The sequence below is a fragment of the Vibrio astriarenae genome (assembly GCF_010587385.1).
Lineage (GTDB): Bacteria > Pseudomonadota > Gammaproteobacteria > Enterobacterales > Vibrionaceae > Vibrio > Vibrio astriarenae.
The window spans coordinates 608,407-626,894 of record NZ_CP047475.1; the positions used below are offsets into that span (position 1 = coordinate 608,407).

Consider the following 18,488-nt stretch of genomic DNA (forward strand, 5'->3'; position numbering starts at 1 on the left):
AATCAATTTTGTGCTCAATGGGAGGGAAAAGGGTCTCAAAATAACAATATAACACGAGTGTAAATTATTTTTTACGGTGTGTTTTTTAATGTATACACTTGCAAATAATCTTTGAGCTGTTAACTTAGCTGGAAATTGTTATTCTACCGACAGAGGATTTGTCGGTGTAATTAAAAGTTTACAGGTATGGTTATGCAGAGAAGTGAATTAAGCAATATTAACATCAGCGATGAGCAGGTTCTAATTACACCCGAGGAGCTAAAAGCGAAGATCCCTCTGAGTGACAACGCTCGCCGTTTTATCCAAGACTCTCGTGAAACAATCGCTAATATCCTTCACAAGAAAGATCATCGTCTGCTTGTGGTGTGTGGCCCTTGTTCTATCCACGACATTGATGCTGCTAAAGACTACGCAAAGCGTCTGAAAGCTCTTTCCGAGGAGCTAAGCGATCAGCTTTACTTAGTGATGCGTGTTTACTTTGAAAAACCAAGAACAACGGTCGGTTGGAAGGGCTTGATCAATGACCCACATCTCGATGGCTCATTCGATATAGAGCATGGTCTACATGTGGGTCGTCAACTGTTAGTTGAGCTGGCTGAGATGGAGATCCCGCTAGCGACTGAAGCCCTTGATCCTATCAGTCCTCAATACCTAGCCGATACCTTTAGCTGGGCAGCGATCGGTGCTCGCACCACAGAATCGCAAACTCACCGTGAAATGGCGAGTGGTCTGTCAATGCCAATTGGATTTAAAAATGGTACTGATGGTAGCCTTTCGACGGCAATCAACGCGATGCAAGCCGCTTCTTCAAGTCACCGTTTTATGGGGATTAACCGTGAAGGCCAGGTTGCGTTACTGACAACACAAGGCAATGCCAATGGCCACGTTATTTTGCGTGGTGGTAAACAGACTAACTACGACTCTGTCTCTGTTGCTGAGTGTGAACAGGAGATGGCGGGTGTCGGTCTTGATGCCGCATTGATGGTTGATTGCAGTCATGCAAACTCTCGCAAGGACTACCGTCGTCAGCCTTTAGTCGCTGAAGATGTGATTCACCAAATCCGTGAGGGCAATAAATCGATTATCGGTGTGATGATCGAAAGCCATATTTATGAGGGCAATCAATCGTCAGATATTCCTCTTCCAGAGATGCAGTACGGTGTTTCTATCACGGATGCATGTATCAATTGGGATTCAACTGAGGCACTATTACGTCACGCACACAAAGAGTTAGTGCCTTTCCTAGAGAATCGTCTGAAAGGATAAAGAAGGTAACAAGGAACATCATGGCAGTTGAACTGAACGAATTACGCGATCAAATTGACGCAGTTGATAAGCAGATGCTTGACCTACTGGCTCAGCGCTTAGCACTGGTTGAGAAAGTTGGTGAAGTTAAGAGTGAACATGGCTTGCCAATTTATGCACCAGACAGAGAAGCTGCCATGCTGGCTTCTCGCCGCGCAGAAGCAGAGAAAAAAGGCGTACCTCCTCAATTAATCGAAGACATTTTGCGCCGCACTATGCGTGAGTCTTATGCGAGTGAGAAGGATTCAGGGTTTAAATGCCTCAATCCATCGCTACGTTCAGTGGTGATTGTGGGGGGTAATGGTCAACTGGGTGGTTTGTTTGGACGCATGTTTGCGCTATCTGGCTATCAAGTTAAAGTGCTGGGTAGCAAAGATTGGGATCAAGCCGATGAGCTACTCAAAGATGCAGGGCTGGTGGTCGTCACAGTGCCAATTCATTTGACCGAAGGCGTCATTGAAAAGTTGGGCAGCTTGCCAAGCGATTGTATTCTTTGTGATTTGACGTCGATAAAGTCTAAACCACTGCAAGCAATGATGAACGCGCACTCAGGACCTGTGGTTGGTTTACATCCGATGTTTGGTCCAGATGTTCCAAGTCTTGCTAAACAGGTGATTGTGTACTGCGATGGACGAGGCCAGGATGCTTATCAATGGCTGCTTGAGCAGTTCTCAATTTGGGGTGCAAGCTTGTGTCCGATTGAAGCCAGTGAGCATGACCATGGTATGACTTTGATTCAGGCACTGCGTCACTTCACGTCATTTGCTTACGGTTTGCACCTGAGCCGTGAAAACCCGAAAATTGATAAGCTTCTGCAGCTAAGTTCTCCGATTTATCGCCTGGAGTTGGCAATGGTAGGGCGTCTGTTTGCGCAGGATCCGAATCTATATGGTGATATTATCCTCTCTTCACAAGAGAATATCGATATGATTAAGCGCTTCCACCGCTGTTTCGGTGAAGCCCTTGAGATTCTTGATGGCAAAGATAAAGGCCATTTCGTAGAGAGCTTTAACCAAGTCAGTGAGTGGTTTGGCGATTACTCTCAGCAGTTTATGAATGAGAGTCAAAACTTGCTCAAGCAAGCCAACGACAATATCCATCGCGGTTAACTGCATTCAGATATAACAAAGGCGACCTCTGGTCGCCTTTGTTGTTTTTAGGTTACCTACTATTGAGTCGCAACGCCCGCTTCGTGCTCTTCGCCCCGACTTGCAGTGTCAACCGATTCGTCACTCTGTGGCTTGTTGGTCAGGCTGACCTGCATACGCACAGAGTTGTCGACCAACTCTACCAGTGGTGCCCAGTTAACCTTCTTCTCTTTTTCAAATAGATAGTCAAAGTTATCGGGTGTCCAGTCCATCGTGTACTGGGGGTTGAGCGAGTGGCCTAAGAAGCGTACCTCGTAATGAAGGTGTGGTCCGGTAGAGTTACCCGAGTTACCACAGGTTGCTATCTGTTGTCCTTTCGCGACAAACTCCCCGCTGCGAACTTTAAAGCGGTGCAGGTGAGCGTATGAGCTCATGAAGCCATAAGCGTGACGCACTGTTAGGAAGTTACCAAAGCCTGATTTGCTTGGACGAACGGTTTCAATAACACCATCGGCAGGGGCATAGATAGGCTCACCGACATTACAGGTTAAGTCGATACCCGTATGCGTATGTACTTTGCCGGTTATGGGGTTTGTCCGACGTCCATAAGAGGATGAGATGCGGTTGTAGTTAATTGGTGTATCGTTTGGAATCAACCTAAACAGCGTGGCTCTAACTGCAGAGTCGAGCGCCGCTGCATCAATACGCGCTTCCAGAAGATGCTCGGTAGGCTCATCATTGTCATCGGTCAGCCCCAGCACTGACTCTACATCAAATACACGCTGGCCCAGCATTTTGATTTCATCTTGCTTGAGGGCGAGATCCTGGTTCAGCTGATGGACTTCATCAGCCTGCTGTGAGAGCTCAGTTTCTAGCGCTTGGTTTTCTGTCAGTAGCGCCAGGTTTTGTTGTTGTGAAAGCTCTGTCTTAACGCGGTAAGCAGAAAGCTCGCTTTGCTGCTGCGTGAGTTGTTTTTGGGTCGAATAGACATACACACCCGTCGCGGAAAGTAACGTTGTACCAAGAATAATGGTGCTCGTGAGTCCGGTTTTAGACAGGTGGAAGTGTTGCTTTCCCTGTTTCGCAGGAATAGAGATTGTTATTTTATTAGACATAGCTTTAAGGTTCTGATTCAGCAGCCAATTCGAAAGATGTTCAAGTTCTCGATAGGAGCTGGTCATCACCGATGTTGGTTTTAAGATACGCTTCATTGACTCACGTTTGTCCCGTTCACTGGGTAACGGACTCGCGGATCAATTGTTGACGTAACTCTTTAAGTCATTGTTCAAGTTAGTTCTGCTTCATGCCCTTGTGGCAGTCGGACTACCGTTATTTGTTTATCAAGGTGGCAGGGCAAAGATGTTACATTTGTATTGTGCCAAAAATATGAAGCAAGATCACAAAGGCCGCTAATAATAGCGGCCTTTGTCTAAAAATCAAACAGTAATGACAAATTACTTAGTCACACGCTTGTACTTAATGCGATGCGGTTCAGCAGCTTCTGGACCAAGTTCTTTCTTGAGCCATTCCATATACTCGTTGTAGTTACCTTCGTAGAAGTTAACCTGACCCTCATCACGGTAGTCAATGATGTGTGTTGCGATACGGTCCAAGAACCAACGGTCGTGCGAGATAACCATTGCACAGCCTGGGAACTCGAGAAGTGCTTCCTCTAGTGCACGCAGCGTCTCAACGTCAAGGTCATTGGTAGGCTCATCGAGTAGCAGTACGTTACCGCCCGCTTTAAGAAGCTTAGCAAGGTGAACACGGTTTCGCTCACCACCAGACAGCTCTCCGATGATCTTCTGTTGGTCAGAACCTTTGAAGTTGAAGCGAGAACAGTAAGCACGCGCAGGGATCTCGAAGTTGTTGATCTTGATAATGTCAGCGCCTTCAGAAATCTCTTGGAATACAGTTTTAGTGTCATCCATCGCATCACGGAACTGATCAACAGACGCCAGCTTAACCGTTTCACCCATCTCGATGGTACCCGAGTCAGGTTGCTCTGTGCCGCTTAGCATCTTGAATAGTGTTGATTTACCCGCACCGTTGGCACCGATGATACCCACGATCGCACCCTTAGGCATGTTGAATGATAGGTCATCGATAAGAACGCGACCGTCAAACGACTTAGTCAGGTTGTTGACTTCAATCACCTTATCACCTAGACGCTCACCTGGTGGGATGAACAGTTCGTTCGTCTCGTTACGCTTCTGACGATCGCCGCTTTGCAGTTCTTCAAAGCGAGCCATACGCGCCTTCGATTTTGACTGACGACCTTTAGGGTTTTGACGAACCCATTCAAGTTCTTTCTCGATAGTTTTTTGACGAGCTTTCTCTTGAGACGCTTCTTGTTGTAGACGCGCGTCTTTTTGTTCAAGCCAAGAGGTGTAGTTACCTTCCCATGGAATACCTTCACCACGGTCAAGTTCTAGGATCCAACCCGCTGCATTGTCTAAGAAGTAACGGTCGTGGGTGATTGCCACAACAGTGCCCGTGTAATCCACTAGGAAGCGCTCTAGCCAAGCTACAGACTCTGCATCCAGGTGGTTGGTTGGTTCGTCTAGTAGAAGCATGTCTGGCTTCTCTAGCAGTAGACGACAGATAGCAACACGGCGACGCTCACCACCTGATAGGTGTGCAATCTTCTGATCCCACTCAGGTAGGCGAAGTGCATCAGCAGCACGCTCTAGTGAGTTTTCTAGGTTGTGACCATCTTTCGCCTGGATAAGTGCTTCTAGCTCGCCTTGCTCTTTTGCAAGGGCGTCGAAGTCTGCATCGGGTTCTGCGTATGCTGCGTAAACTTCATCCAGACGCTTCATTGCACCCGCAACATCGGAAACGGCTTCTTCAACGATTTCACGAACCGTCTTTGATTCATCTAACACTGGCTCCTGTGGCAAGTAGCCAACATTGAGACCTGGTTGTGGACGTGCTTCACCATCGATATCAGTATCGATGCCAGCCATGATGCGTAAAAGAGTCGATTTACCCGCACCATTAAGACCAAGAACACCGATTTTTGCACCAGGGAAGAAGCTAAGAGAGATGTCTTTTAGAATTTGACGCTTTGGTGGCACGATTTTGCTCACCCGCGACATGGTATATACGTATTCAGCCATTGCCGATCGTTCCTAAAAATATGATTGCAAATTCAAACCTCTATTTTATACCAAATCTAACCAAGATGTTACTGGGCTTAAAATTAATGAACCAAAATGGTCATCTTGCTGCCTTATCCTAAACTTAGATCTATTACATTTTCTCCCTTTACTTTTAAGTGCGTAATGGGAAAGAAGACTTAGTGTTGGTATAAGGAAATATCGATGAACAGGCTTAGTACAACAGCACTTGGAATGGGCATATTACTCAGTGCGACCAGTTCAGTTGCGAGTGCAGCGACACTGGATGAACAACGCAAGCTATACGATGACGCACAAGCACTGCTCGACATGCGTCAAGTAGAGCGTTATCAGGTATTACGGCCTCAAATAGCGAATTACCCTTTAACACCTTATGTGGATTACCGGGCTTTTTTAGTCGGGCTATCAGAACGCTCTTCCAAAGAGGTGGACCAGTTTATCAGCGACTATCGCGACTTTCCCTTTTCCACACGAATTAGAGCCCCCTACCTAGATGGCTTAGCAAAGAAAGGTCGCTGGCAAGAATGGTTAACGTTTCAGTCTTCTTTGCCTAATGGTGAGCGCTATCAATGTCACTATTATTGGGCTCACTTGAAACAGGGTCGTGCCGAGGACGCGTATCGCGGGGCCAAAGATCTTTGGCAAAGTGGCAGTAGTGTCAACGATGCCTGTGACCCTCTTTTTAAAGCGTGGTCAGATTCTGGTGAACGAACCGATCTGGACATACTCCAACGAATGGTGCTGGCCTTTGAAGCCCGCAATGTGAGCTTGATGAGTTACTTGAGCAAACAGGTCAAGGGCGGTCGCGAGAAGCAACAAGCGCAGCGAATGCTTGAACTGAATAAAAAACCACTGTCAGTGGTGAGCTTTTCTCAGCAAAACGAAGCGACTGTGTTTAATCAGCACCAAGCGGTGATTGCTTTGAAGAAGCTCGCTCGCTCGGAGGTAGGTGAAGTTCCTAGCACACTCAATGCTCTAAAATCTGGTTTTTTGAGCCCAGAACAGCAACAAGAGGTAAGGAATTTTGCAGCTTTTCGCCTCATGAATACAGATGATAGCGAGTTAACACGCTGGCGTGATGATGCTATTGCACAAACGAGTAATGAGAAGCTGATTGAGCGCAGAGTGCGCCTCGCTATTGGCACGGCAGATTGGCAAGGTGTGATGGATTGGAGTCGTCGATTAACGGATGACAATCAAAGTTCTTTACGTTGGGCGTATTGGCAAGCGCGGGCGAATCATGAGCTGGGGCAAGAGCAGCTTGCTGGGACTCAGATGAAATCCCTGCTAGGGCAGCGTAATTTTTACAGTGTTGCTGCTGCTGTTGCTTTGGATAAAGAGTATCAATACACGACGAGTCAAGTCACGCTGGATAAGTCACAGCTGACGCCCTTCAACTCTGCGCTAGTGCGAATAGAGGAGCTGATCAAGCGTGATAAAATCGCAGCGGCAAAGAGTGAATGGCGTTTCTTATTAAACCGCGCTTCTCAGGAGCAAAAAGAGATGCTCGCTGCGTATGCTGGGACCAAACGGTGGCACCACCTAACCGTCACAGCAACCATTGCTGGAAAAATGTGGGATAACACCCTGTTGCGGTTCCCAACGGCTCACAAGTGGTGGTTTAACTTCTATGCCGAGCGGCATAACCTTGATTTAATCACGCTGCTCTCTCTCGCTCGCCAAGAAAGTGCATTGGATGTCGATGCTCGTTCGCCTGTTGGGGCGCGAGGAATTATGCAGATAATGCCAGCAACCGCGGAGCATACAGCGAAGAAATATGGCATTAGCTACCAAAATAGTGACCAACTCTATGATGTGCAGAAGAACATAGAGATCGGAAGTCAGTACCTAAAAAGCCTAATGACGCAATATGACAATAACCGAATTTTTTCTTTAGCGGCCTATAACGCGGGGCCGGGGCGAGTGAAACAGTGGCGTGAACGCAGTGATAACCAATTAGACGTGTTTGCCTTTATTGAGAGTATTCCGTTTTACGAAACGCGCGGGTATGTGCAGAACATTTTGATGTTTGAAACCTACTATCGCAGTAATCTGGATCAGCCCAATGGCTTTTTAACCGAGCAAGAGCTAAATGCGCGTTATTAGCCACGTAACAGGTATAGGCTTTTTCATTCTCTAGCGTTAGTATTGGGGTTTAGCTGTCACTACAAGGAATGCCTGCATGTCGTTAAAACCGGATTACAATCAGTGGGAAGAGATCATCGCTCTTATCAAAGAGTCGGTAGAGCAAGAGCAACATGAGTTGCTATTAACCCTGTTGATGACCCCGGATGAGCGAGAGGCAATGCTGACACGAGTGAATATAGTCTCTGAGCTGCTCAAAGGAGATTTGTCTCAACGTCAGATCAGTCAGATGCTTGGGGTGGGTGTGGCGACAATTACGCGTGGGTCGACAGAGCTAAAATCCAAGACAGCCGAAGAGAAAGCAGTGATTGAGCAGCTCGTTCTCAAACCATAGGTGTGCTTAGTCAGCAAACGTGTCATTAGAGAAGAGGGCCAAGTGCCCTCTTTGTGTCTCTGTCGTTCAGAAGTGGTCAGGATTAGTAAAGGGAATCAATGCCAGAATCAGCGCCTGATGATAAACACTGCTTCTGGTTAATTGGTGCTGAGTAAGCAAACCGATGGCACCGCCTTTTTGCTTGATGTTCTCGGTGAAAAAGACTTCATCCATGACATCCCCAAGCTCCTTCCCTTGATGAATCTTTTCGATGACAATCGGTGGAAGGAGGAGACTCGCGGAACGTGACTCTCCCCTTAGACCATTTGCTTCAACGATCATCCAAGCGAAGGTTGCCTTGTCTTCAATTCCAGCCTCTAACCCCACATAAAAGTCAGCGTCAGGCAGCGCACTACGAGCGTTCTTTACTCGATTGATAGCGCCTGCTTTTGTCTCTTCATTGCTCATGGGTTGATCGGCGACGTCACTTGCGACCGAGACACCCTGATAGTCGAAGGCTTGTTCTGGAAATGCTGCAGTAAAAGCGCTTTGCACTGCTTTAATCTTGGCTGGATTAAGCGAGGCGATAATGACTTTTTTCATTGCTATCTTTGAGTTGAATAACGTTACTGGCTTTCCTTTGTAACTCATCTAAGCTCAACGGTCCAGAAAAGTAGAACCCTTGTAAGTGATCACATTGATGTTCAGCTAACCAAGTAAACATCTCTTCAGACTCAATACCTTCTGCCGTTACCAGCATATTTTGTGAATGGCACAGGTCGATAAGTGGTTTCACGACTTTTTCTTTACTGGTCATCATCAAGGTTTCCAGGAAGTAGCGGTCCAGCTTGATTTTCTGTACCGGGTATTGAACCAACTGAGTGATGGACGTATAGCCCGAGCCAAAATCATCAATCGTCAGCGAGAACCCCAGTTGAGATAGATGATGAAGTAGTGGGAACCCTTGTGACTGCCCTGCAAACGTCTCGGTTATCTCAAAATCAATCAACCTAGGGTTAACGTCATAGACACTTAGGCAGTCCTCAATGAAATGCGCCAAGCTGGTGGAGTCTAGTTCCGCAGAAGATAAGTTGATCGACAGATGGATACTGTGCGAGAAGATCGCTTGTATTTCCGTGAAGTTTTGGAACGCATGCTTGATTACCCATCGGTCGATAGACCCAAATAGACCAATTTGTTCTGCGATAGGAATGAACTCATCGGGTGATACGCTGCCTAGCTTGTCATTCTCCCAGCGCAGTAGTGCCTCGACGCCAACGATCTCTTCTCCAGTGCGATCAAAATAAGGCTGATAAGTCAGGGAGAACTCATCATCGAACTGCTTGGTTCTCAATGCACGCTCTATTTGTGTTCGCCTCTGTACAACTCGGTCGAGCTCTTTTGAATAGTAGGCAATTTGGTTTTTGCCTGCTTTTTTCGCTTGGTACATTGCAGTATCTGCGCTTGATATAAGCGAAGTAATCTCATGCCCATCTTCTGGGTAACTGGCTATGCCTATCGATGCGGTGATAGGAAAATTACCGATGACGGAAGATCGTTTGTTTTGAATTGGGGCAAGCAGTTTGTTGGCGAGATCTTTAGCAACCGATCGGTCTTGATGTTGCGTAACGATAAAAATCGCAAACTCATCACCCGAAAGTCTCGAAGGCAGACCAGTAAAGCTCCCCTGAGCTTGGCAGCGTTCGACAAGCTTGTTGAGGTGATCGGCAAATCGAGTGAGCACTCGGTCACCGATTTGGTGACCATACTTGTCGTTCACATACTTAAAGTTATCGAGATCAATATACAGTAAATACGCGTGCTGTTCTGAGGTGAGGTTGGCCAGTGCAGAACGTACATGGTGTTGGAAGACGCGGCGATTCGGCAGACCAGTCAGTTGGTCATTTTCAGCCAGCACTTTGGTTTTTTCGTAACTTTTAGCCAATTTATCGTACATTTCGTGAAAGCTAAGCGATAAGCGTCCAACTTCGTCGTCAGTGTAGAGGACTTCGATGTTATCGCGTTGACTGCGATTCACTTGCTTTAATTGTTTATCCAAGCGTTCAATAGGGCGGATAACATGGCGATAGAGCAGGGCAAGCAAGATCAAAATGCTTAGAACGGATGATAGCGAGAAAGCGACAACCAAGTTACTCGCCATCTTTTTCAGTTTGCTATCGAGAATATATTGTGCAGGATCAAGCGTGGCATAGAAGTTATTCATCAAAGCAACCGTGTGCGCCAGGGGCTTATTTTGCAGATCCGGCGGTATGTCGCTAAAGAAGATCGCACTGTCGTTGTCAAACTCGACATGTTTGCGCGTTTGATTGAATTCGTTGAGTGATACCACCACCACAATAAACATCAGCTGGTTGCGATTATAGCTTAGAGGTGGTGCTAACGTGTTGGCATCAAGCGCGTCATAGCGAACCAGAACACCTTCCCCTTGCAGGTTTTGGGTGTAGCCAGTATGTGAGCTTTGCTTGGATTCAAAATATGCAGAGCGAGTGTATTGAAACAACTGGGGGTCAAAGGTAGAAAAAGGCTCTTTGCTGTTGTCTGAGTAATAGCGGATACGCAGTTTATCATCAAGAATGGCAATACCGACAAAGCTGTCAGGGGTTGCTTTTAGCGTTGATATTGTCTGTTGCAGCCGATCAACCAACTGTAACTCGCGATAGGGATCGGAGTAATTGAGGTAATAGTCGCGAATAATATCGCTCTTGGTCAGGGTGAGCGAATAACTATTGAGCATTGAGATGGCATTTTTAAAGTGGCTTGCTAGCTTGCCCATGCTGAGTTCTAAATAGCTGTCTTCTCGCTTGGATAACGCATCTTTTTGGTTGAGGTAGATGCTATACCCTGATAACGCTGCACTTAGAATGATAACCGGTGCAACCAAAATTAAGATTCTAGTTTGTAGCTTCATGACGTTTTACTATGCTGTCGATTATTCTGGCTCTTTGACGGATATTGATCACAGAGAGTTCTTCATCAAAGGCAACTTCGTCAAAAAAAGGGTCTTCAGGGTTCAAGTTTCTATCATTCAAGTAGCTTGCAGGCATGAGTTTTAGTGCATTTTGGTTAGGAGTCGCAGCTCTGATATCAATTGCATTTATTGCAGCAATTTCTGGAATCATTAAAAACGAGAGAAAGGCTTTAGCTTGCTCTTTGTTACTTGAATGAGCATTCACAGCTAAGCAGTCGGTCCAAATAAAACTCTCGCCCTCAGGGACTTTAAAGCGCCACTGTGAATGATGTTGGAAGCGATTCATTGAGTACTCATCGCCTGCGTAAGCAAGCGCTATTTTCAGTTCGTTAGATTGGCTGTTGCTTCGAATATAGCTGAGCGCATACTCAAACGTGAGTATCGAAGGTGCAAGGTTGTTAAGAATATCATAGGCCTGTTTGAGCTCACTTGAGGTCTCACTAGTCGGTGAATATCCGAGCCCATACAGAGCAGGCAGAAGCGTTTCAGTGCTGTCTTTAATCCATCCAATATGCCCCTTTAGCTCGTCAGATGGTTCGACAAGTTCTGCCCACGTTTTGGGTGGGGTGGAAATGAGGTCTTGGCGATAAACATAACCAACTGGGCCCCAAAAGTAAGGAACCGCATGCGTTCCGCATAGCGCATTCCATCGAGCATGATTGTTGTCGCGGTTATTGAGTTCGGACAAGTCTTCAAACATATTGTGCCGCGCATAAATTTGTGCGGTGACGTTATCGAGAACGACGATATCAAACGGCAGAGATTTGCTATTGAGCATCAATAGACTGCGCTCATCGTCATTATCAAAATGGATCTGTTCGATTGGCTGAGTGTGTTTTTCTAGCCATTGTTCTGCAACCTGTTCAGAGAGCGTGTCTTCCCATAGGTAGATCCTCAATGGCGGGTTGGTGGTATTGGCTGAGGCACAAGCCGCAGCGAACAGTACTGCACAACAGAGACTGCGGAGTTTCATGCAAATTCCTTTTGCTTGGTGAAACTGTGTATAGCGAGTTAAGAGCTCACACTTGAAACCGGTGTTTGGCTGGTTATGGTGACATAAAATAGAGAGATAGGTCACGAATTAATCGTCAAGAATATGACGAGTCTATCGTTGTGACAGAATTTATCTGGCTTTCGGTATGGTCTTCTAGTTTGGCAGGGATACCCACTGCACGGAGTGTGACAGTGGGTATGACAAGTATTAACCCAATTTAACCTGAGTCGGTTTGACATTCTCAGTCGGGTAGCAGCCTAGGACTTTGAGGTGTTTCGTTATCTTAGTGAGCTCAACCAGAGCTTGTTGCATCTCTTTCGAGTCTAAGTGTGCTTCTAGGTCAACATAGAACATCTCTTCCCACGGGTTACCCATAATTGGACGTGACTCAAGTTTAGTCATGTTGATGCCGTAACGTTGCAACACTAGTAAACTTTGAACCAGAGACCCGGCCTGCTGAGAGGTCGACATAATCAGAGTCGTTTTCGCTGGAATCTGTGTTGAAACCTCAACAGGTTTACGAGCGACAACGATAAAGCGAGTGTGGTTTTCGGTTTGATTAGCGATATTACCCTGAAGTGGCTGTAAGCCATAAAGCTTACCACTTGATGCGTTGCCGATGGCTGCAATATCAGGTCGGTTGAGCTCTTGTACTTTTTTCATCGCATCTGCGGTGCTTGCACACGTTTTTAGCTTGACACCCTTGAGGCGACTCAGGAACTCACTGCATTGTTGATGCGGTTGTGGGTGTGAGTACAGCGTTGTGATTTCCTCAAGGCGTATGTCACTGACACCGACTAAGCAGTGCTCGATCGGTAGAGTAAGTTCACCCACAATATAGAGCGTCGTGTGCTGAAGTAGGTCATAAACCTCATTGATTGAACCTGAGCTGGTGTTTTCGATAGGCAAAACACCGTAATCTGCATGGCCACTCTCGACTGTTTTGGCGACCTCTTTGAAAATCTCGCAGTTAAGTTCGACCAGCTCCATATTCTTGCGTGAGAAAAACTCGCGGCTTGCAAGATGAGAGTATGAGCCTTTTGAGCCAAGAAAAGCCACTCGAGCTAGAGGCTTTTGATGATCTGGGTTCGCTAATTCTTGCAGGTAGGCTTGTTGCAGCAGAACCGAGTCTTCGATAATTGTGTGGAATAGTTTAGTAATGTACTCAGCGTCAAGTTGGTACTTAGACTTGCCATTATTGATCAACTTCACCAGTAACTCTTGTTCTCGGCTTGCGTCACGAACTGGCTTTGACGTTTGAACTTTGCTCTTAGCTACCTCAATGCTCATTTGCCTACGCTCAGAGAGTAGGTTGAGTAGCTGGTCATCGAGTTCGTTTAATCGCAGTCGAATCTCGTCCAAAGAATACTGAGTGTCACTCATAATCTAGTCCTTACAAAAAAGCCTCCCGTTTGGGAGGCTTCAGTTCAAATATATTGCTACGCGAACGATTTAGCCTCCGGTGATTACCAGATAAAAAAGAGGCTAAAGAAAAATCGTAGAGTTTGCATAACTATTTAAAATTAATTGATGTGTGTTAACAATAAGCAAGCGAACGAGGAGCGTCAAGCAAAAAAATAGCGCCCTTGTGGGCGCTACCTTTTAGAATTTTGTTTCCTCTATTCAACAGGTTCGAGTTCCGGCTTTTCTGCTCGACGAGCTGAAGGCTTGTGGCGAAGTTTGTTGAGTTGGCGTTCAAGCTTCTGTTCGACTTCATTAATCGCTGCATACAAGTCCTCTTGACTTGCTGAAGCAATGAGCTGACCTTTAGGTACAGAAATCACCGCTTCAATTTTTTTCTGTTTGTTCGGTTCCTCACTGATGGTTGCTTGGCAGCTAATGATGTCTACTTGCCACTTTTCTAGCTTTTTAAATTTGCTCTCGATATGGGCACGGATAGCAGAGGTTAGTTCGATGTTTTTGCCAGTCATGTTTACTTTCATAGTATTTTTCCTCTGTGTCATCCCTCATGGGTTAACTTCAGATTACGATTCTAGCGTTGAAATGATGTGATCTAGATCACTTAAACGTGTCGAAACTTTTGAGTGTTAGGCAAATGTGATCGAAACCTGCGAGTCGTGAAAATAAATCGAGAAAAAGCTTGAGTTGCACAAAAATCTCATTAGATTGGGAAGAGTGATTACTAAAATTCTCCCGTTTTTTAGGGGTTTCCTACAGCCTATCACAAGTATTTGTTGTTTTTTTACTCAGTCAAATTTTGTGACTCATATCACTTCAATATTTTGAACTTTTTAATCTTCCCGCTCATTACGTTCAAACTGTCTTGGACTAGTTGTTAGTGTGGCCGCATTGTTCGCTTCTTCATGCTCGTGAATCTCTTCAAGCTGTTTATATATCACGTAGTAACGATTGATATTGGCAACGTAATCGACTGGCTCTCGACTGATATTGCGTCGAGTAATTAACTCAACATTGTGAAACCACTGGTTAGGATCATAGCCATGCTTGGCGGCAAGGCTCCGCATACGGCGAATATTCGCCGGTCCAGCATTGTAGGCGGCGAGTGAGAAGTAAACTTGGTTGTCTGGTGAGATAGCCTCATCGTCAAAATAGCGATCCTTGATAAAACGCATGTATTTGATGCCAGCGTGAATGTTGTTTTCGACCGTGTAGATATTGGGAATATTTACGTTGGGATCTTTTGCGGTACTTGGCAGCACTTGCATGACGCCAACCGCTCCCCTTGGAGAGACTTTTGTTTGATCCAACCCTGATTCTTGAAACCCCTGTGCAGACATCATGAGTGAGTCAAATCCATATTGGTCTGAATACTGCTCGAACACATCTGAAAGGGATTCGAGCTTTTCTATCTTACTTGGGTTGAGAATACGTTTCAGCCAGCCCGTGTTATCGATGTATTTTCCATACAGCACATTACCGAGCAGTGTTCCGCTTTTTGCTGTTTTGATGTACTTGTTGACTGATGCCATTAACTCAGGTGAGTTCTTGCGCATTGCCCATGCAATACTGGCGTCTTCTCTAAGCGGGAATGCTTTATGTATTTGTATGTTGTCTAATACATCTAGCCAAAGTTGGGCTTTGTGACCATCTAGAACCGTGAGGTTAATATGGTCTTGGTTGATCATCTCTATGAGTTCAAAATCCTGCATCGTCTCTTCGATAAACTCGATGAGCATCGGTGACAGATCTTTTGCGTCGAGTTCTGCGTTGATTCTTTGCAAGCTTTCAAAGTAGCTTGAGCTGCTGCGCACCCAAACTTTCTCGCCACTGAGCTGTTCCAGCGTGGTGATGGGCGCATGCTCTTTGTTGGAAATGAAAAATTCCTTAACCTTGTCAGAGAGAGGGTCACTAAAGTCCACTTGTAACGCTCGCTTGGGAGTAACCGTGAGATTGGCGACGGCCAAATCACCGAAGCCTTTGGTTAGGGAAGGAATCAGCTCGTCTCGAGCGACGGGGATGATTTGGACCTTGAGTTGGGGCGATTGCTTTTTCAACTGTTGTTCGTAGTTGTAGAGGAGTTCGGCAATGATCCCTTTTGGTCGGCCAGCTTCTATATAATAGAAGCCGAGATCGGCGGACACTAGAACGCGCACGACACCTTTGTCGATAAAGGTTTTCATATCACCAAGGTAGGGATCTTTTTGCAAAGGAGACAGAGACAATCCCCATGCACTCAGTGACAACAAGCCACAGCATAACAACAAACTGAGTGTGCGAATCACATGGACCTCAAACTTCATTATAATGTTAATTAAAGGTTAATAACAAAGTTCAATATCGGCAAGAATATCTAAAAACAATAAAAAAACGGCGACTTTAAGCCACCGTTTTTATGAGCAATTGATGCTAATTTTATGAGTAATTGATGCTAAAAGCTTAGATCGGATTTAGATCGGATTTAGATCGATTAGCTCGCGAGTACGCTGCGCGGGTTCATCTAGACCAAGTTTCTCATACGCTTCAAGTTGAATGCGAAGAGATTTGCGCGCGGCTTCGGTTTCTGGGAAAGTGCGCTGCAGCTCTTGAGCGCGATTGATCGCGGCGATCCAAGCTTCACGACGTAGATAGAAATCTGCCGTAGCAAGATCATATTCAGCCAGACGGTTAGTCAAAGATAGCATGCGTTGACGTGCATCATTTGCATATTGACTATTAGGGTAACGCTCGAGTAGGCGTTTGAAGTCTGCAAATGCAGCTTTTACCGGCTCTGGGTCGCGGTCACTGCGGTCGACATTAAAGATGTCGTGCATAAAGTTACGATCTTGTGCCATGTGCGTCAGACCGCGCATGTAGAGTACCCAGTCAATTTTGTCGTGAGTTGGGTTTAGACGCATAAAGCGTTCGATGGTTGCAAGACCTAGTGGCAAGTCATCGTTTTTGTAGTACGCATAGATAAGGTCAAGCTGTACCTGCTCTGAATATGCACCGAATGGATAGCGAGAATCCAGTGCTTCTAATTGTTCAATAGCAGTAAGCCAGTTACCACTTTGCAGTGCAACTTGTGCGTCGGCATAGAGCTCTGATGGTGGGACATCGGGTACGATTTCTTCGCTGCTCGAACAGCCAAAAAGAAGTGCAGTTGCTAATAAGCCTGATAAAGTGCGGTATTTCATGTCAGGTGTTCAATCCATAAATTAAATATTTTCTGCGCTTCCGTTACTTTCTACACTGTAACAGATACAATAGCGCCTATTCTTCCACAGTAGTGGTCATTAGTCTCACAGTTTTTAAAAAAGTTCGATATGGCACAACAGATTGAGTTAACACAAACCGTACAAGATAGCCAATTAGGTCAGCGTCTGGATCAGGCAATAGCAGAAATGTTTACTGATTTTTCTCGCTCACGCCTCAAGGAGTGGCTATTGGCTGGCAAGGTATCAATGGATGGTCAAGTCGTCACAAAACCACGCACCAAAGTGATGGGTGGCGAGGTGATTGTTTTACAGGCTGAGCTTGAAGATGAAGAACGCTGGGAAGCACAAGACATTCCGCTGAATATCGTTTATGAAGATGACGATATTATGGTCATCAACAAACCACGCGATTTTGTCGTACACCCAGGAGCAGGTACACCTGATGGTACTGTGCTTAATGCCCTTTTGCATCACTATCCAGACATAGCGGAAGTTCCACGAGCAGGTATTGTCCACCGTCTTGATAAAGATACAACAGGACTCATGGTGGTGGCTAAGACCGTACGCTCTCAAACGCGTCTGGTTCGTGCACTACAAAAACGTAAGATTACGCGTGAATATGAAGCGATTGCGATTGGTCGTATGACGGCGGGTGGGCGTGTTGAGGAGCCTATTGGTCGCCATTCTACTAAGCGTACGCTAATGGCCGTTACACCAACAGGAAAACCTGCAGTCACACACTATCGTGTCGCTGAGCACTTCCGTGAACATACACGTATTCGCCTCCGCCTAGAAACAGGTCGTACGCACCAAATTCGTGTGCATATGGCGTACCTACAGCACCCACTTCTAGGTGATATTGCCTACGGTGGTCGAGCGCGTATTCCACGTGAAGCATCAGTAGAGGTGACAGAAATGATTCGTCAGTTTGATCGCCAAGCGCTTCACGCGGCAATGCTAAGATTTGAGCACCCAGTCACAGGAGAGGAGGTCGAGTTCCATGCCCCTATCCCTGATGACATGGTGGTAATGACGGAAGCACTGCGTGCAGATACAGAGCTTCATGGCCTAAACGACGAGTTCTAATTCATTATGTTTATTGTCCCTAACTGGCCTGTGCCCAACAACATTCGAGCGATCTCTTCTATCAGAGAAGGAGGCGTGTCGGCTGAACCTTATGCGTCACTCAATGTGGGTATGCATGTTGGGGATAGTGAGCAAGATGTAACGACCAATCGAGTTCGATTAGCGCGTGCTTCAAAAATGCCGTCAGCCCCAGTTTGGTTGAACCAAACTCACTCAAATACGGTGTTAGAGTTGGAAAATGCAACGGATGAGGTGCTTGATGCTGATGCCTCATTTACCCGCACACCTGGGGTTGTTTGTGCTGCAATGACGGCAGACTGTCTCCCTGTTCTCCTCGCTGATGAGCAGGGACGTCAAGTGGCAGCCGTTCATGCGGGCTGGAGAGGGCTTGCTGATGGCATTATTGAAAATGCAGTGAGTCAGTTCTCAGGAAAAGTCATGGCATGGCTCGGGCCTGCTATTGGTCCAGATGCGTTTGAAGTGGGTCAAGATGTGTATGATGAGTTTGTTGGTCGTTACTTAGAGGCTAAGTCGGCGTTCAAACAGAGTGCAAATAATGACGATAAGTTTTTTGCCGATATGCATCAGCTAGCGACACAAGCGCTTAACCGTGCAGGTGTGACCAATATCTCTCGCGACACCCGCTGTACATATAGCAATCCAGAGCAATTTTTCTCCTACCGTCGAGATGGTCAAACCGGTCGACAGGTGACGTGTATCTGGATGGAGGAGACCTCTTAAATTTTGTATTTCGACTCACTTGTCGATTTCTCTCCCCTTGAAATTTCCGTTTCACAGTTCCATTTAAT

Annotated in this window: 15 protein-coding genes; 6 read left to right on the plus strand and 9 right to left on the minus strand. The window is 46.1% G+C overall.

Translation table 11 applies throughout. From position 1 onward, the window contains the following. Positions 1 to 192 precede the first annotated feature (192 nt). Both GT360_RS03010 and tyrA read left to right on the plus strand, forming a co-directional pair. Positions 193 to 1,266, plus strand: coding sequence for a 3-deoxy-7-phosphoheptulonate synthase (locus GT360_RS03010; RefSeq protein WP_164647446.1), 1,074 nt, complete (start codon positions 193 to 195; stop codon positions 1,264 to 1,266). A 20-nt stretch (positions 1,267 to 1,286) separates the two neighbouring features. Then, a complete protein-coding gene (gene tyrA, locus GT360_RS03015) occupies positions 1,287 to 2,414 on the plus strand; it encodes a bifunctional chorismate mutase/prephenate dehydrogenase (protein ID WP_164647447.1) in 1,128 nt (375 codons plus the stop codon). A gap of 59 nt (positions 2,415 to 2,473) precedes the next feature. On the opposite strand, the gene GT360_RS03020 is transcribed toward tyrA, so the two are convergent. Then, entirely contained in the window at positions 2,474 to 3,508 is a 1,035-nt protein-coding gene (locus tag GT360_RS03020; RefSeq protein WP_164649555.1) for a M23 family metallopeptidase, read from the minus strand. Positions 3,509 to 3,847: 339 nt separating this feature from the next. Then, positions 3,848 to 5,515, minus strand: coding sequence for an energy-dependent translational throttle protein EttA (gene ettA / locus GT360_RS03025; RefSeq protein WP_164647448.1), 1,668 nt, complete (start codon positions 5,513 to 5,515; stop codon positions 3,848 to 3,850). Between the two features lie 204 nt (positions 5,516 to 5,719). Between ettA and sltY the strand changes: the two genes are divergently transcribed. Then, entirely contained in the window at positions 5,720 to 7,642 is a 1,923-nt protein-coding gene (gene sltY / locus GT360_RS03030; RefSeq protein WP_164647449.1) for a murein transglycosylase, read from the plus strand. Between the two features lie 76 nt (positions 7,643 to 7,718). Beyond that, positions 7,719 to 8,015, plus strand: coding sequence for a trp operon repressor (trpR, locus tag GT360_RS03035; protein WP_164647450.1), 297 nt, complete (start codon positions 7,719 to 7,721; stop codon positions 8,013 to 8,015). A 66-nt stretch (positions 8,016 to 8,081) separates the two neighbouring features. On the opposite strand, the gene yjjX is transcribed toward trpR, so the two are convergent. From yjjX to bamD, 7 genes are all read right to left on the minus strand, one after another. Then, the gene (gene yjjX / locus GT360_RS03040; RefSeq protein WP_164647451.1) at positions 8,082 to 8,597 is read right to left on the minus strand and encodes an inosine/xanthosine triphosphatase; all 516 of its coding nucleotides are present in this window, start codon (positions 8,595 to 8,597) and stop codon (positions 8,082 to 8,084) included. Then, on the minus strand, positions 8,569 to 10,923 hold the full coding sequence (locus tag GT360_RS03045) for a putative bifunctional diguanylate cyclase/phosphodiesterase (protein WP_164647452.1): 2,355 nt from the start codon (positions 10,921 to 10,923) through the stop codon (positions 8,569 to 8,571). Before GT360_RS03045 ends, yjjX begins: the two co-directional genes overlap by 29 nt. Then, a complete protein-coding gene (locus GT360_RS03050; RefSeq protein ID WP_164647453.1) occupies positions 10,907 to 11,956 on the minus strand; it encodes a polyamine ABC transporter substrate-binding protein in 1,050 nt (349 codons plus the stop codon). The genes GT360_RS03045 and GT360_RS03050 overlap by 17 nt, the downstream gene beginning before the upstream one ends. Before the next feature lie 228 nt (positions 11,957 to 12,184). Further along, positions 12,185 to 13,360 (minus strand): prephenate dehydratase, encoded by a 1,176-nt coding sequence (gene pheA, locus GT360_RS03055; protein ID WP_164647454.1) that lies wholly within the window; start codon positions 13,358 to 13,360, stop codon positions 12,185 to 12,187. A 236-nt stretch (positions 13,361 to 13,596) separates the two neighbouring features. Beyond that, complete coding sequence (hpf, locus tag GT360_RS03060; protein ID WP_164647455.1) at positions 13,597 to 13,920, minus strand: ribosome hibernation-promoting factor, HPF/YfiA family; 324 nt, start codon at positions 13,918 to 13,920, stop codon at positions 13,597 to 13,599. A gap of 309 nt (positions 13,921 to 14,229) precedes the next feature. After that, a complete protein-coding gene (locus tag GT360_RS03065; protein WP_164647456.1) occupies positions 14,230 to 15,699 on the minus strand; it encodes an MltF family protein in 1,470 nt (489 codons plus the stop codon). Positions 15,700 to 15,846: 147 nt separating this feature from the next. Continuing rightward, the gene (gene bamD / locus GT360_RS03070) at positions 15,847 to 16,572 is read right to left on the minus strand and encodes an outer membrane protein assembly factor BamD (RefSeq protein ID WP_164647457.1); all 726 of its coding nucleotides are present in this window, start codon (positions 16,570 to 16,572) and stop codon (positions 15,847 to 15,849) included. A gap of 129 nt (positions 16,573 to 16,701) precedes the next feature. Between bamD and rluD the strand changes: the two genes are divergently transcribed. Together rluD and pgeF are read left to right on the plus strand one after the other, a co-directional pair. Further along, a complete protein-coding gene (gene rluD / locus GT360_RS03075) occupies positions 16,702 to 17,679 on the plus strand; it encodes a 23S rRNA pseudouridine(1911/1915/1917) synthase RluD (RefSeq protein ID WP_164647458.1) in 978 nt (325 codons plus the stop codon). 3 nt (positions 17,680 to 17,682) lie between these two features. After that, positions 17,683 to 18,420 (plus strand): peptidoglycan editing factor PgeF, encoded by a 738-nt coding sequence (pgeF, locus tag GT360_RS03080; RefSeq protein WP_164649556.1) that lies wholly within the window; start codon positions 17,683 to 17,685, stop codon positions 18,418 to 18,420. Positions 18,421 to 18,488: the final 68 nt, after the last annotated feature.

Excerpts from the sequence above, each read along its gene's own strand:
- GT360_RS03065 (WP_164647456.1), bottom strand. The coding sequence starts at position 15,699 with ATGAAGTTTGAGGTCCATGTGATTCGCACACTCAGTTTGTTGTTATGC.
- trpR (WP_164647450.1), top strand. The coding sequence starts at position 7,719 with ATGTCGTTAAAACCGGATTACAATCAGTGGGAAGAGATCATCGCTCTT.
- sltY (WP_164647449.1), top strand. The coding sequence starts at position 5,720 with ATGAACAGGCTTAGTACAACAGCACTTGGAATGGGCATATTACTCAGT.
- GT360_RS03010 (WP_164647446.1), top strand. The coding sequence starts at position 193 with ATGCAGAGAAGTGAATTAAGCAATATTAACATCAGCGATGAGCAGGTT.
- rluD (WP_164647458.1), top strand. The coding sequence starts at position 16,702 with ATGGCACAACAGATTGAGTTAACACAAACCGTACAAGATAGCCAATTA.
- hpf (WP_164647455.1), bottom strand. The coding sequence starts at position 13,920 with ATGAAAGTAAACATGACTGGCAAAAACATCGAACTAACCTCTGCTATC.
- GT360_RS03045 (WP_164647452.1), bottom strand. The coding sequence starts at position 10,923 with ATGAAGCTACAAACTAGAATCTTAATTTTGGTTGCACCGGTTATCATT.
- pheA (WP_164647454.1), bottom strand. The coding sequence starts at position 13,360 with ATGAGTGACACTCAGTATTCTTTGGACGAGATTCGACTGCGATTAAAC.
- tyrA (WP_164647447.1), top strand. The coding sequence starts at position 1,287 with ATGGCAGTTGAACTGAACGAATTACGCGATCAAATTGACGCAGTTGAT.
- ettA (WP_164647448.1), bottom strand. The coding sequence starts at position 5,515 with ATGGCTGAATACGTATATACCATGTCGCGGGTGAGCAAAATCGTGCCA.
- GT360_RS03020 (WP_164649555.1), bottom strand. The coding sequence starts at position 3,508 with ATGTCTAATAAAATAACAATCTCTATTCCTGCGAAACAGGGAAAGCAA.
- bamD (WP_164647457.1), bottom strand. The coding sequence starts at position 16,572 with ATGAAATACCGCACTTTATCAGGCTTATTAGCAACTGCACTTCTTTTT.
- GT360_RS03050 (WP_164647453.1), bottom strand. The coding sequence starts at position 11,956 with ATGAAACTCCGCAGTCTCTGTTGTGCAGTACTGTTCGCTGCGGCTTGT.
- yjjX (WP_164647451.1), bottom strand. The coding sequence starts at position 8,597 with ATGAAAAAAGTCATTATCGCCTCGCTTAATCCAGCCAAGATTAAAGCA.